11 protein-coding genes are annotated in these 13,783 nt (G+C 71.2%); 2 read left to right on the plus strand and 9 right to left on the minus strand.

Annotation, left to right across the window (positions count from 1 at the left end; genetic code table 11):
- Window positions 1-396: 396 nt before the first annotated feature.
- A complete protein-coding gene (locus IG78_RS0136840; protein WP_030572579.1) occupies window positions 397-1,404 on the minus strand; it encodes a stage II sporulation protein M in 1,008 nt (335 codons plus the stop codon).
- Window positions 1,405-1,571: 167 nt separating this feature from the next.
- Here IG78_RS0136840 and IG78_RS0136845 point away from each other — a divergent pair, with 167 nt between their 5' ends.
- On the plus strand, window positions 1,572-2,576 hold the full coding sequence (locus tag IG78_RS0136845; protein ID WP_030572582.1) for an RDD family protein: 1,005 nt from the start codon (window positions 1,572-1,574) through the stop codon (window positions 2,574-2,576).
- A gap of 32 nt (window positions 2,577-2,608) precedes the next feature.
- Here IG78_RS0136845 and IG78_RS0136850 read toward each other — a convergent pair whose 3' ends face one another.
- Window positions 2,609-3,223: a hypothetical protein gene (locus IG78_RS0136850; protein ID WP_030572585.1), complete on the minus strand. Its 615-nt coding sequence runs from the start codon at window positions 3,221-3,223 to the stop codon at window positions 2,609-2,611.
- 261 nt (window positions 3,224-3,484) lie between these two features.
- Complete coding sequence (ahcY, locus tag IG78_RS0136855; RefSeq protein WP_030572588.1) at window positions 3,485-4,939, minus strand: adenosylhomocysteinase; 1,455 nt, start codon at window positions 4,937-4,939, stop codon at window positions 3,485-3,487.
- Between the two features lie 367 nt (window positions 4,940-5,306).
- Here ahcY and IG78_RS0136860 point away from each other — a divergent pair, with 367 nt between their 5' ends.
- On the plus strand, window positions 5,307-7,583 hold the full coding sequence (locus IG78_RS0136860; RefSeq protein ID WP_030572591.1) for a fructose-specific PTS transporter subunit EIIC: 2,277 nt from the start codon (window positions 5,307-5,309) through the stop codon (window positions 7,581-7,583).
- A gap of 192 nt (window positions 7,584-7,775) precedes the next feature.
- Here IG78_RS0136860 and IG78_RS0136865 read toward each other — a convergent pair whose 3' ends face one another.
- From IG78_RS0136865 to IG78_RS0136895, 6 genes are all read right to left on the minus strand, one after another.
- On the minus strand, window positions 7,776-8,750 hold the full coding sequence (locus tag IG78_RS0136865) for a cation diffusion facilitator family transporter (protein ID WP_030572594.1): 975 nt from the start codon (window positions 8,748-8,750) through the stop codon (window positions 7,776-7,778).
- A 183-nt stretch (window positions 8,751-8,933) separates the two neighbouring features.
- Window positions 8,934-10,106 (minus strand): mannose-6-phosphate isomerase, class I, encoded by a 1,173-nt coding sequence (gene manA, locus IG78_RS0136870; protein WP_030572597.1) that lies wholly within the window; start codon window positions 10,104-10,106, stop codon window positions 8,934-8,936.
- 14 nt (window positions 10,107-10,120) lie between these two features.
- Window positions 10,121-10,615, minus strand: a complete 495-nt coding sequence (locus IG78_RS49760) for a hypothetical protein (RefSeq protein WP_030572601.1) — start codon at window positions 10,613-10,615, stop codon at window positions 10,121-10,123.
- Window positions 10,612-11,940, minus strand: a complete 1,329-nt coding sequence (locus tag IG78_RS0136880) for an SIS domain-containing protein (RefSeq protein WP_030572604.1) — start codon at window positions 11,938-11,940, stop codon at window positions 10,612-10,614. Before IG78_RS0136880 ends, IG78_RS49760 begins: the two co-directional genes overlap by 4 nt.
- Before the next feature lie 110 nt (window positions 11,941-12,050).
- Complete coding sequence (locus IG78_RS46855; protein WP_078965873.1) at window positions 12,051-12,227, minus strand: Trm112 family protein; 177 nt, start codon at window positions 12,225-12,227, stop codon at window positions 12,051-12,053.
- Between the two features lie 116 nt (window positions 12,228-12,343).
- Window positions 12,344-13,708, minus strand: coding sequence for a phosphomannomutase/phosphoglucomutase (locus tag IG78_RS0136895; RefSeq protein WP_030572607.1), 1,365 nt, complete (start codon window positions 13,706-13,708; stop codon window positions 12,344-12,346).
- Window positions 13,709-13,783 lie beyond the last annotated feature (75 nt).

Here is a 13,783-nt window from a genome sequence, read left to right on the forward strand (position 1 = left end):
CGCTTCCTTTGTACTCACCCGAGAGACTCTCTCAGGCTTTCCTCCGGGCGCTTCCCTTCGGTGTTTCTTTTGTTCTTGCGTTTCCAACTCTACCAGATCTGTTTTCCGTTCCGTTCCCGGTTCGGATTTCATTTCCAGTGGCCGTTGGAGGGCCTTTGCCTTTCGGCGGTTCCGACTTTATCAGAAGTTTTCGGCCGGTCTGACCGGCTCAACTTTCCGAGTGATCGGGAGTGGCTTCTCAATTGATGCAATTCAAGAAGCAGGCAGATATTAACTGCCGCCGCTGGAGCTGTCCAGCTCTAGGCAACTGTTCGAATCTACCTCCCCAGATCCGTCGTGTCAACGACTTTTCTGGGGCGACGAGGAGACTAGCAGGTCAGAGGCGGCGTGCGCACATCACGCGGCGGTGGGGACCGTGGCGCTGCGCTCGGACTCGTCGACGTCGCCGGTCTCACCGGCGCGTGCGGCCCTGCCCCCGAGGACGTAGACGTACGCGAGGAATGCCAGCTCGGCCGTGACGCCGATGCCGATGCGGGCCCAGGTGGGCAGGCCCGAGGGGGTCACGAAGCCTTCGATGGCCCCGGAGATCAGCAGGACGAGGGCCAGCCCGACCGCCATGCCCAGAGCGGCGCGGCCCTCTTCGGCCATCGCCGTGCGCCGCGTGCGCGGGCCCGGATCTATGACGGTCCAGCCGAGGCGCAGACCCGTACCGGCCGCTACGAAGACCGCGGTCAGCTCCAGGAGGCCGTGCGGAAGGACGAGCCCCAGGAAGGTGTCCAGGCGGCCCGCGGAGGACATCAGGCCGATGCCGACGCCGAGGTTCAGCATGTTCTGGAAGAGGATCCAGATGACCGGGAAGCAGAGGAAGGCGCCCAGGACAAGGCACATCGCCGCCGCCTGAGCGTTGTTCGTCCATACCTGGGCGGCGAACGACGCGGCCGGATTGCTGGAGTAGTACGTCTCGTACTCGCCCCCGGGGCGGGTGAGATCACGCAGTTCGGAGGGGGCCGCTATGGAGGACTGGACTTCCGGGTGCGTGCCTATCCACCAGCCGAGCACGGCGGCAAGGACCGCGGACAGCAGGGCCGTCGGCACCCACCAGTGACGGGAGCGGTAGACCGCCGCGGGGAAACCGTGCGTCAGGAAGCGTGTCGCGTCTCTCCAAGAGGCACGGCGCGTTCCCGTCACGGCGCTACGCGCGCGTGCCACCAGTTGTGTGAGCCGCCCGGTGAGCTGTGGGTCCGGGGCGCTGGACTGGATCAGCGAGAGATGCGTGGCCGTGCGCTGGTAGAGGGCGACCAGTTCGTCGGCCTCCGTTCCGGTGAGGCGGCGCTGGCGGCGCAGCAGGGCGTCGAGACGGTCCCATTCGGCCCGGTGGGCGGACACGAAGACGTCGAGGTCCATCGGGTTGGCTGCTCCTCGGCTTCTCGTACTGCTGCTTCTCGACTTCTCGTACTGCTGCTTCTCGTACTGCTGCCGCGATGACGCGATCCGTGGTCACTTTGGGCACGATCCATAGTCAGCTTGGCAGACTGGCGGTTCCAGGGTGGCTATGAGGATGGGCGGCGGGCGTGAACGATCTGGTGACAGGCGAGGCGGTGGCGCTCGAGCTGCGTCCCGCGAAGCTGCCGAGCCGTGCCCTTGCCGTGCTCATCGACATGGTCGTCGCCTGGTCGGCCTACCTGGCCGTGACGCTCGGCCTCCTTGCCGCGGCGGGATCGCTCGACGACGCGGCCGTCGCGGCGATCGCGGTGTCGACGTTCGTCCTGGTCCTCGTAGGTGTGCCGATCGCGGTGGAGACGCTCAGCCAGGGGCGTTCGCTCGGGAAGCTTGCGTGCGGGCTGCGGGTGGTGCGGGACGACGGCGGGCCGATCCGCTTCCGGCACGCACTGGTGCGCGGGGCCGTCGGGGTCGTCGAGATCCTGCTGACGTTCGGGGTCGTCGCCTGCATCGCGTCGCTGGTGTCGGCGCGCGGGCGACGGCTCGGGGACGTGTTCGCGGGGACGCTCGTCGTTCGGGAACGGGTGCCGACGAGCCGGACCGAGCACGTGCCCGCGCCGCCGCCGTGGCTGGTGGGGCGGTTCACCGAACTGGACCTGTCCGCGGTCCCGGACGCGCTGTGGCTGGCCGTACGCCAGTACCTGACACGGATGGGGCAGTTGGATCCCCAGGTCGGCTGGGCGATGGCGGAGCGACTCGCGAGCGACCTGGTGGCACGGACCGGGGCCCCGGCGCCGGAGGGCGTGCCCCCGGCGGCCTTCCTCGCCGCGGTCGTGCAGGAACGACAGGCCCGCGAGGCACGGCGGGCGTTCGGCGCCGCAGGCGCGCCCGGCCTCACGGCCGGTTCCGACTTCTCGGCCACTGCCGGACCCACGGGGGTTCCCGGCTCCACGGGGGTTCCCGGCCCCACGAGCGCTTTCGGGGTCCCGCCCGGTCCCGACGCCCCCGTGTCGGCGCCCACTCCGCCTCGGACGCCCCCCGCGTCCCCGCAGCCTCCCGCACCTGCAACGCCGCAAGCACCTCAAGCACCCGAGTCCCCCGCCCGCCCCGCGACGGGATTCGTGCCGCCCGCCTAGGGCCTGTCCGGCCAGTCCCGCCGCGGCGTGCGTCAGGCGAAGACCGACGGTGGTGACTCGAGGTTCTCCAGCTCGATGCCGGGGGCCGCGAGGACGACGTCGCCGGTGAGGTGGACGGCGTGCTGCTCCCCCGTGTCCAGGGCTGTGACCTGGTATTCGTCCACGGTCAGAGGGCCGTTGTCAGTGGCGTGTGCTTCTCTCTTCAGCAGGGCCCAGGACTGGTCGAGAGTGCGGGGGGCGAGGACCGGGTCCGTGAAGGCGACCAGGCGTACGCGGGTCGCGGGGGAAGCGGGGGCGAGCCGCAGCAGCCGTGCCGTGGCGACGAGGAAGGCGGGGGACATGCCGGTGAACGCGTGGGCGGGGGCGCTGTTCTCGGTGGCGTGTGCGCCGGAGGCGTCGGTGCGGACCCAGGTCACGCCGTCGAGGGCGGCCGCGCGCACCTGCCAGTCGCCGGCGTGCAGTTCGAGACGGAGGGGGCGGCCGAGCTCGTCGAGGGCCAGATCGATGGAGCCCTGGTGATCGCCCGAGGGGGTGGTGCGCCTGGCGACATAGCGCCAGCCGGAGGGTCCGGGGGCGCACTGGAAGTGTTCTTCACCAAGGGGGGTGTGATCGTGCGGATCGTGAAGCGAATATCGGCCGCGGGGCATGGTGCGTGGTCCTTGTCGGGGGACGTGGCGTAGGGCTCACCGGAGCCGGGGCCGCTACGGAGGCAGGCCCCCGCCGAGGTGGGCGAGGGCCTGCTGGAGCGTGCTGCCGGGCGGTCGGCAGCTCCCTGACCGGGAGCCGGCGACGGTGACGGACGGACGGGTCCGTCACCGCTGCCGGAGTGACGAGTTCACCGCCGCCGGAGCGACGGTCACCGTTGCCGGAGCGACGGATTCGTCACCGTTGCCGGTGCCGCTGTCGGATCAGTAGCGGTAGTGGTCCGGCTTGTACGGGCCGTCGACCTCGACGCCGATGTACGAAGCCTGCTCCGGGCGGAGCGTCGTCAGCTTCACGCCGAGGGCGTCCAGGTGCAGGCGGGCGACCTTCTCGTCGAGGTGCTTGGGCAGCACGTAGACACCGATCGGGTACTCGTCCTGCTTGGTGAACAGCTCGATCTGGGCCAGCGTCTGGTCCGCGAAGGAGTTGGACATCACGAAGGACGGGTGACCGGTGGCGTTGCCCAGGTTCAGGAGGCGGCCCTCGGACAGGACGATGAGGACCTTGCCCTCGGGGAACTTCCAGGTGTGGACCTGCGGCTTGACCTCGTCCTTGACGATGCCGGGGATGGCGGCGAGGCCGGCCATGTCGATCTCGTTGTCGAAGTGGCCGATGTTGCCCACGATCGCCTGGTGCTTCATCTTGGCCATGTCCGAGGCCATGATGATGTCCTTGTTGCCGGTCGTGGTGATGAAGATGTCGGCCGTCTCGACGACCTCGTCGAGCGTGGTGACCTGGTAGCCGTCCATCGCCGCCTGCAGGGCGCAGATCGGGTCGATCTCGGTGACGATCACGCGGGCGCCCTGGCCGCGCAGGGACTCCGCGCAGCCCTTGCCCACGTCGCCGTAGCCGCAGATGACGGCGGTCTTGCCGCCGATGAGGACGTCGGTGGCGCGGTTGATGCCGTCGACCAGCGAGTGGCGGCAGCCGTACTTGTTGTCGAACTTCGACTTGGTGACGGCGTCGTTGACGTTGATCGCCGGGAACAGGAGGGTGCCGTCGCGCTGCATCTCGTACAGACGGTGGACGCCGGTCGTGGTCTCCTCGGTGACACCACGGATCTCCGAGGAGACCTGGGTCCACTTCTGCGGGTTCTCGGCCAGCGTGCGGTGCAGGACCTGGAGGATGACGCGGTGCTCGTCGTTCTCGGCGGTCTCGACGGCGGGAACCTTGCCGTCCTTCTCGTACTGGACACCCAGGTGGACGAGCATGGTGGCGTCGCCGCCGTCGTCCAGGATCATGTTCGGGCCGCCGGTGGGCGAGTTCGGCCAGGTCAGGGCCTGCTCGGTGCACCACCAGTACTCCTCCAGGGTCTCGCCCTTCCAGGCGAAGACCGGGATGCCCTGGGGGTCGTCCGGGGTGCCGTTCGGGCCGACGGCGATGGCCGCGGCGGCGTGGTCCTGGGTCGAGAAGATGTTGCAGGAGACCCAGCGGACCTCGGCGCCGAGGGCGATGAGGGTCTCGATGAGGACGGCGGTCTGCACGGTCATGTGCAGCGAGCCCATGATGCGGGCGCCGGCCAGCGGCTGGCTGGCGGCGAATTCCTTGCGGATCGCCATCAGGCCGGGCATCTCGTGCTCGGCGAGGGTGATCTCCTTGCGGCCGAAGTCGGCGAGGGAAAGATCGGCGACCTTGAAGTCTTGGCCGTTGACGGCAGTCATTAAGAGCTGCTCCTCGTGGTAGATCGAGGGTGGGCATGGCTGACCTGCGGCGTCGGGGCACAGAGCAGCACCGGCGCACGCAGTGCAGTCCGTCGGAGGCCCTCTCTCCCTCGGCCGGTTCAGGAACGAACCGCCCGACCGCCATCAGCAGCGACGTCTGGCACTGTCACGAATCTACACCGATTGGCCCAGTGAGCCCCAGCCCACCCCGGCGGGGAGTGGGGCGGATCGAGGTCGGCGCAAAGGTCAGGAGACCGTCCTGGACCGGAATCTTTGCGCTTTGGAAGCTGTCCGCGTCTGTTGCAGGATGCCTGGAGGTCGTGAACATACGCGCGATCGTGTTCGGCCAAGGTGTGAGGAGATCCACGTGACCAGTCCGGCCACCCCTTCGAACGGCGGGGGCTCCAGTGGGCGGAAGCGGCTGAAGCTGCTGGCGGTGACCGCCTGCCCGACCGGCATCGCCCACACGTACATGGCGGCGGAGAAGCTCCAGCAGGCCGCCGATGACCGTGGCGTCGAGATGAAGGTGGAGACACAGGGCTCCATCGGGGCCGAGAATGTCCTGACTGACAACGATGTCAGAAGCGCCGACGGCGTCATCGTCGCCGCTGACAAGGACGTCGACCTGGCCAGGTTCGCGGGCAAGCGGGTGCTGTCCGTCGGGGTCTCCGAGGGCATCAGCCATCCGGAGCGGCTGATCGAGCGGGTGCAGAGCGCGCCGGTGCACGGCGGCGGTGCCGGGGGAGGGACCAGGGGCGGCGGGACGCAGTCGGCGGCCGGTGGCGGGAGTGCGGGCGCCGGTGCGGGCGCGGGCACCGGTGCGGGTAGCGGTCGGGAGCGGAGTGTCGCGTACAAGGCGCTGATGAACGGCGTCTCGTACATGATTCCGTTCGTCGTGGTCGGTGGTCTGCTGATCGCGATCTCGCTGTCGCTCGGCGGGCACACCGATCCCAAGGGCGGGCTCGTCATCCCTGACGACTCGTTCTGGATGCATGTGAACGAGATCGGTGTCATCGGGTTCACGCTGATGGTGCCGATCCTGTCGGGGTACATCGCGTACGCGATCGGGGACCGGCCCGCGCTGGTCCCGGGCATGATCGGCGGGTGGATCGCCAACACCGGTGAGCTGTACGACTCGAAGGCGGGGGCGGGCTTCATCGGGGCGATCGTGACCGGGTTCCTCGCCGGTTATCTGGTGCTGTGGATCAAGAAGGTCGAGGTCCCGAAGTTCGTCCGGCCGATCATGCCGATCATCGTGATCCCGATCCTGGCGACGAGCGCGCTCGGCCTCTTCTTCATCTACGTCATCGGCAGGCCGATCTCGTGGGTCTTCGAGCATCTGACGGACTGGCTCGGCGGGATGACCGGCACCAGCGCGATTCTGCTCGGGGCGATTCTGGGGCTGATGATCGCGTTCGACATGGGCGGGCCGGTCAACAAGACGGCGTTCCTGTTCGGCGCGGGGCTGATCGCGACCGGCAACCAGACCGTCATGGGCATGTGCGCGGCCGCGATTCCCGTGATGCCGCTCGGCCAGGGCCTTGCCACGCTGATCCGCAAGCGGCACTACAGCGAGCAGGAGCGGGAGACGGGTCTCGCGGCCTTGTTCATGGGCTTGTTCGGGATTTCGGAGGGTGCGATTCCGTTCGCGGCGGCGCGGCCCGCGCAGGTCATTCCGGCGAACATGCTCGGCGGGGCGGTGGCAGGCGCGGTCGCCGGTCTGGCGAGCGTGAAGGATGCGGTGCCGCACGGGGGGCCGATCGTCGCGGTGCTCGGGGCGGTTGGTGGGGTGCCGATGTTCTTCGTGGCGGTGGCTGTCGGGAGTGTGGTCACCGCGCTCATGACGGTCACGCTGGTGGACATCAGCGAGCGGCGGCGGCGTGGTGCGCCGCTGGTCGGCGGGCCCGGCGGCCCGGGTGGGGCCGAGCTGGGTGGGGGCGAGCCGGTGCCCACCGGGGCCGGGGCGGCCGTCGCGGGCGGTGGCGTGGCCTCGGGGGCGGGCTCGCCCGCGAGGTCCCCTGCCGCGCCCGCCCGTTCGGCTCCCGCCCGTTCGGCTCCCGCCCCTTCGGCGCCGGAGCCGCAGAAGTCCCCCGCCGCCCCCGCTTTCTCGGCCCCCGCGCCCGCGGAGCCCGCCCCTTCGGCCCCCGTGTCCGCGGAGCCCTCGGCTGACGCGGCGGCTTCCGGTGACGAGGTCCTGTCCGGGTATCTGACCGAGCGGACCGTCGAGGTGCGGCTCGCGGCCGACGAGAAGGAGGCCGCGATCCGGGACATGGCGGGGCTGCTCGCGCGGACCGGCAAGGTCGCCGACGTCGAGGAGTTGGTGCGGACCGCGCTACGGCGCGAGGCACAGGGCACCACCGGCCTCGGCGAGGAGATCGCGATCCCGCACGCCAAGACGGACGCGGTGACCGCCCCTGTGGTGGGGTTCGCACGGTCCGCCGAGGGCGTCGAATGGGGGTCGCTCGACGGTACGAAGGCCAAGCTGATCTTCATGATCTCCGTGCCGGAGGCTGCCGCGGGGGATGAGCATCTGCGGATCCTCGCGATGCTTTCGCGGAAGTTGGTGGACCCCGGGTTCCGGGGGCGGCTTGGGGCTGCGCCGGATGCGGGGGCTGTGCTGGAGGTCTTGCGCGAGGTTCGGTGAGGTCTGCGGGCTTACCGTCCATGCGAAGGGCCCCGCACCTGTCTGGTGCGGGGCCCTTCGTCACGTGCACATCACAGTTGCCCGGCGCCGGGGCCCTGCCCACCCTCCCCCAAGCTCTCGGCTCCGCTCAGCAGGGAGGTACCCCCCTCGCCCTTGGCGGACCAGTTGCCCACAGCGGGGAGCCGGGCGGTTCTAGTGGTTGTCGCTCGGTGGGACGCCGGGGGTTTTTGACGGGTTGGTGCCTGCCGCTGCTGCTGCCTCGTTGTAAATGTCCGGCTCGAGGTAGATGACGCGGGCGATGGGGACCGCCTCGCGGATGCGGACCTCCGCGGCGTTGATGGCGTCGGAGATCTCCCGGGCCGTGTCGTCGTGCTGGACGGCGATCTTGGCGGCGACGAGGAGTTCCTCGGGGCCGAGGTGGAGCGTACGCATGTGGATCACGCCGGTGACGGCGTCGCCGTCGACGAGTGCCTGCTCGATCTTGGCGACCTCTTCGGTGCCCGCGGACTCGCCGAGGAGCAGCGACTTGGTCTCGGCGGCGAGGATGACCGCGATGAGGATGAGCAGGATACCGATGCACAGCGTGCCGATGCCGTCCCAGACGCCGTCGCCGGTGGCCAGCGCGAGGCTGACGCCGCCGAGCGCGAGGACCAGACCGACGAGCGCGCCGAGGTCCTCCAGGAGCACGACCGGCAGCTCGGGCGCCTTGGCCCGGCGGACGAACTGCGTCCAGGAGAGCTTGCCGCGCACGGCGTTGGACTCCTTGATGGCCGTACGGAAGGAGAACGACTCCGCGATGATCGCGAAGATCAGGACGCCGACCGGCCAGTACCAGTGCTCGATCTCGTGCGGGTGCTTGATCTTCTCGTAGCCCTCGTAGATGGCGAACATGCCGCCGACAGAGAACAGCACGATGGAGACCAGGAACGCGTAGATGTAGCGCTCGCGGCCGTAGCCGAAGGGGTGTTGCGGGGTCGCCTCGCGCTGTGCCTTCTTGCCGCCGACGAGCAGCAGCCCCTGGTTGCCGGAGTCGGCGAGCGAGTGCACGCTCTCGGCGAGCATCGACGACGAGCCACTGAAGAGGAACGCCACGAACTTCGCCACCGCGATCGCGAGGTTGGCGGCGAGTGCCGCCACGATCGCCTTTGTTCCGCCTGACGCACTCATGTGTGCCCGAATTCCCTTCGCCTGCGTTTATTACTACTCGTTGCGCGCGACTGCTCGTTGCGCGCCAGTACCCGTTGCGCGCCAGTACCCGTTGCGCGCTAGTACCCGCTGCGCGCGGCTCGGCACCGCTTTGCCCGGCCTTTGCGGTGGGTCATTGTTGCAGCACGGGGCGCGTGTGGTGGGTCAGGCCACCACAGTGGCGCGGAAAACCGTGCCGGTGCCGGACAGTTCGGCCTTTTCACCCGCGGGGACGAACACGGACTGTCCGGGCGACAGGGCGATGTCGCCTGCGCGTGCCGTGCCCGCGGTGCAGAGCAGGATCTGCGGGGTGTCGGCGGTGAGGTCGTGGGCGGCGCCCTCGGCCAGGACGAAGCGGGAGAGGCGGAACTCGTCGGTCGGCGTGTCGTAGACCTCCTCGCCGTCCCGGGTGCCCGCCGCGGCGGCGGCCGATGTCACCGCCGGGCGCAGGACGCCGGGGTCGGTGGCCTCGAAGCGGACGATGCGCAGGAGTTCGGGTACGTCGACGTGCTTGGGCGTCAGGCCGCAGCGCAGCACGTTGTCCGAGTTGGCCATGATCTCCACGCCGAGGCCTGCGAGGTAGGCGTGCGGGACGCCGGCGCCGAGGTACAGGGCCTCGCCGGGCTGCAGCCGGACGTGGTTGAGGAGCATGGCTGCGATGACGCCGGGGTCGCCCGGGTAGTCGCGGGCGATGGCGGCGTACGGGGCGTAGACGCCGCCGATGCGCTCGGCGGCGGCCGCGGCCGCGGCGACCGTCTTCGCCATGTCGTCGGGGTCTGCGGTGAGCACGGCCGTCAGGACCTCGCGCAGCGCGCCCTCTTCGGGCTTGGCGTGCAGCAGGTCGACGTACGGTACGAGGGAGTCGACGCCGAGGCCCGAGAGCAGGTCGGCGGCGTCGTCGGGGGCGCGGAAGCCGCACAGTCCGTCGAAGGGCGTGAGCGCGCAGATCAGTTCGGGCTTGTGGTTGGCGTCCTTGTAGTTGCGGTGCGGGGCGTCGATGGGGACGCCGCGGCGCTGCTCGTCCTCGTATCCGTCCGCCGCCTCCTCGCGGTTGGGGTGCACCTGGAGGGAGAGCGGGGCGCCCGCGGCGAGGAGCTTCAGGAGGAACGGGAGGCGCGGGCCGAACTTGGCGACGGCGCGCGGACCCAGTTCGCGCGCCGGGTCCTCGTCGATCACCTCGTTGAGCGGGCCGCGCTCGGTGCGCGAGGGTGCGCCCGGGTGGGCGCCCATCCACATCTCGGCCTGCGGCTCGCCGGTCGGCTCGGTGCCGAGGAGCTCCGGGATGGCGGTGGTGGAGCCCCAGGCATAGGGGCGGACGGTGTTGGTGAGGCGGTCCACGGAGAGGGTCTCCCTTACGGATACGTGCGGGTGCGCGGGGTGCGGGTGCGCGGGTGCTGCCGCATGCGCGGGAGCGGGGTCGGGCGCGGGACGGGGGGTGCCGCGCCGGGGCCGGTGGCGGTGCCCACGCCGGTAGCGGTGGCGGTGCCTACGCCGGTGCCGGAGGCCGTGCCGGTGCCGGTGCCGGTGGCCGTGCCGAGGCCGATGGCCGTGCCGAGGCCGGTGGCCGTGCCGGTGCCGGTGCCGGTGCCGGAGGCCGTGCCGAGGCCGGTGGCCGTGCCGAGGCCGGTCGCGGGGCGCGTGCCCGTACCAGTACCCGTACTCGCACCCGCATACGTACCCGCACTTGCTCTCGTACCCGTACCCGTACTAGCACCCGTACCCGTACCCGTACCCGTACCCGTACCGGAACCGGAGCACTGGTGGCCCGACGGCGTGCGGGCCGAGCGGCGCGGCGCCGTCGCGTGGCGTGCCCCGGTGCCGCCCGGCGGCGGCGGTGTCACGGTCATGATCCGTCTCCGGTGGCTAGCGCCAGGTAAACGGCAGCGAAATCCGTGATGGCGATCAGTTCGGCGAGGCGTTCCAGGTCGCTGCCCTCCGCCGGTTCCAGCTCGCTGAGCGCGACGTCGTGGCTGTGGACGAGCTCGCGGGCCGCGGGGGCCGCGGTCAGCCCGCCGAGGTCGGCGGGCTGTTCCCGGAGCAGGACCGCACGGGGGCGCAGCAGGGGCGCCTCGTCGACGCGGTCGCGGAAGAAGTCGTCGCTGTCTGCGGCGCCCGTCGGGCCGCCCGCGAGCAGCGTGGCGTGCGCCGGCAGTGCCTCGGGCAGCTCCGCGGTGAGCGCGGGGTGCCCCGCGAGCTCGGCGAGTGCGGCGACGAAGCGGCGGCCCGCCATGCCCGCGCCGTGGCCCTCGGTCCAGATCAGCGGCAGCGAGTCGGCGAGCTCGGCGGCGAGGGTCTTCGCGGGGTTGCTGTACGTCGCGATGGCGGGGCCGCAGCGCTCGGCGGCGGCGTCCAGGCGGTCGGCGACCTTCTGCAGCGTGTCCGCGGGGGCGGCGATCAGGCCGGTGCGGTCGAGGAGGACGAGCAGCGGGGTGAGCAGCGCCCACAGGGTGCCGGGGGCGGCCGCGGGCGCCTCCGGCGGGTCGTTGTGCGGGAAGGTCAGGGGGCCGCTCTCGTCCGGCACGCTATGGGCCGCGCCCACCGTGACGGGGCCCTGCGGGGTCGCGGGGCCCTGCGGGGACATGGGGTCTCCGTGGGCGGGGGCCGCGGCGTCGTCACGGGCGAGGAGGCGGCTGTCCGCCTCGCCGTACGGTGTCGCCGCTCCGTACGCCGCCACGCCCGGCGCCACCGCCATCGGGACCGCGAGGCCGTGCGCTCCCGCGACGCTCTCGGCCAGGGGGGAGCGGGCCGGTGCGACCGCGACGACGGTGCCGCCGCGGCGGTAGGCCTGCTCGGCGAGGAGCGTGAGCCCCGGTTCCGTGCCGTCAGGGGTGACGAGGAACAGCAGGTCCACGGGCCCTGCCCAGCCGGGCAGCGCCCAGCGCAGGGCTCCCGCGGCCGGGGCGACGCCGGTGGGGGCGAGCCGGACGACCGGGCAGCCGGTGCCCGCGAGGGCGCCGATCAGGTCGGCGACGCCGGTGGCCGCGGTGCCGGGGCCCGCGACCAGGACGGCGCGGGGGCGGCCGTCGGGCTTGAGCTCCGTGAGGCCGGACTCCGTGGCGTGCCGTACCGCGGTCCGTACGCGGGCGCCTGCTTCGGCGGCGCCGCGCAACAGATCGTGCAGGTCGGCTCGGGCCAGGGCTTCGGGGGCATCAAGGAGCGACTCGTCGAGCATGGGCTCAGTCTCCGATCGCGGTACGCGGCATGAGGGCGATGTGGTGGTCGTACGCGGTCGTCCTGAGGGTGTGGTCCCCGGCCACTGTCCGGGGTGCCCCTTTCAGCTCGTCACCCGGGGCGGCGGGCCTCGTCGACCAGGAGGACGGGGATGTCGTCGCGGACCGGGTAGGCCAGGCCGCACTCGGTGCCCTCGGCCGTGCAGATCAGCTCGGTGTCCGTCTCCTTGAGGGGGGCGTGGCAGGCCGGGCAGGCGAGGATCTCCAGGAGGCCGGCTTCGAGCGGCATGTGCGGGTCCCTTCGGGGTGGTCGCGGGTGGGGGGTGTGGCCTGGTCAGGGTACCGCTGGGGGGCGGGGGCGGGCTTGGGGGAGGCTGGGCCGCGCGAGCGGAGCAGACAGTTGGTTCAGCCCCTGATGATTTTCAAGGCCTCGTCGCGTACGCGGTGCATCGTGGGTTCGTCGCGGGCCTCCACGTTGAGGCGGAGGAGGGGCTCGGTGTTGGAGGCGCGGACGTTGAACCACCAGTCGGCGGCGGTGACGGTCAGGCCGTCCAGTTCGTCGATGGTGACGCCGTCCTGGGTCTCGTACGCGGTCCTGATGGCGGCGAGGCGGGCCGTCTGGTCGTCCACCGTGGAGTTGATCTCACCGGAGCCCGCGTAGCGGTCGTACTGCTCGACGAGGCCGGACAGCGGTCCTTCCTGGCCGCCGAGCGCCGCGAGCACGTGCAGCGCGGCCAGCATGCCCGTGTCCGCGTTCCAGAAGTCCCGGAAGTAGTAGTGCGCGGAGTGCTCGCCGCCGAAGATGGCGCCCGTCTTGGCCATCTCCTCCTTGATGAAGGAGTGGCCCACGCGCGTGCGCACGGGCGTGCCGCCGTTCTCGCGGACGACCTCGGGGACCGTCCAGGAGGTGATCAGGTTGTGGATGACGGTGCCCGAGCCGCCGTGCTTGGCGAGCTCGCGGGCGGCGACCAGGGCGGTGATCGCGGACGGGGAGACCGGGGCGCCGTCCCCGTCGACGACGAAGCAGCGGTCCGCGTCGCCGTCGAAGGCGATGCCGAGGTCGGCGCCCTCGGCGCGCACGCGCTCCTGGAGGTCGACGATGTTGGCGGGGTCGAGCGGGTTGGCCTCGTGGTTGGGGAAGGTGCCGTCGAGCTCGAAGTACATCGGTACGAGGGTGAGGGGCAGGCCCTCGAAGACGGTGGGGACGGTGTGCCCGCCCATGCCGTTGCCCGCGTCGACGACGACCTTCAGGGGGCGGATGGCGGTGAGGTCCACCAGGCCCCGCAGATGCGCCGCGTAGTCCTTGAGGGTGTCGCGGCTCGTCAGCGTGCCGGGGGTCGCCGCGGGCTCGGGGGCGCCCTCGTCGGACCAGCGCTCCACCAGGGCGCGGATGTCCGCGAGGCCGGTGTCCTGGCCGACCGGGGCGGCGCCCGCGCGGCACATCTTGATGCCGTTGTACTGGGCGGGGTTGTGCGACGCCGTGAACATGGCGCCCGGCAGGTTCAGCGCGCCGGAGGCGTAGTAGAGCTGGTCCGTGGAGCAGAGGCCGATCTCCGTGACGTCGGCGCCGAGGGCGGCCGCGCCGCGCGCGAAGGCGCGGGACAGGCCGGGCGACGAGGGCCGCATGTCGTGCCCGACGACGATCGCCCGGGCGTCCGTCACCCGGACGAAGGCGGCGCCGAACAGCTCCGCGAGCGACTCGTCCCACTGGTCCGGGACCACCCCGCGCACGTCGTACGCCTTCACGAGCTGGGACAGATCAGCAGTCACGGCCAACCCTCTCTGCAAGGTTCTGGGAGCTCGGCAAGCCCTCGTCGGTGGCAACAAACTACCCGGAACACCGGA

The sequence above is a fragment of the Streptomyces aureocirculatus genome, from assembly GCF_000720475.1.
Taxonomy (GTDB): domain Bacteria; phylum Actinomycetota; class Actinomycetes; order Streptomycetales; family Streptomycetaceae; genus Streptomyces; species Streptomyces aureocirculatus.

Bases quoted from the DNA above. Each gene is read 5' to 3' on its own strand.
- IG78_RS0136840 (WP_030572579.1), bottom strand. From the start codon at position 1,404: ATGGACCTCGACGTCTTCGTGTCCGCCCACCGGGCCGAATGGGACCGT.
- IG78_RS0136850 (WP_030572585.1), bottom strand. From the start codon at position 3,223: ATGCCCCGCGGCCGATATTCGCTTCACGATCCGCACGATCACACCCCC.
- ahcY (WP_030572588.1), bottom strand. From the start codon at position 4,939: ATGACTGCCGTCAACGGCCAAGACTTCAAGGTCGCCGATCTTTCCCTC.
- IG78_RS0136865 (WP_030572594.1), bottom strand. From the start codon at position 8,750: ATGAGTGCGTCAGGCGGAACAAAGGCGATCGTGGCGGCACTCGCCGCC.
- IG78_RS49760 (WP_030572601.1), bottom strand. From the start codon at position 10,615: ATGACCGTGACACCGCCGCCGCCGGGCGGCACCGGGGCACGCCACGCG.
- IG78_RS0136880 (WP_030572604.1), bottom strand. From the start codon at position 11,940: ATGCTCGACGAGTCGCTCCTTGATGCCCCCGAAGCCCTGGCCCGAGCC.
- IG78_RS46855 (WP_078965873.1), bottom strand. From the start codon at position 12,227: ATGCCGCTCGAAGCCGGCCTCCTGGAGATCCTCGCCTGCCCGGCCTGC.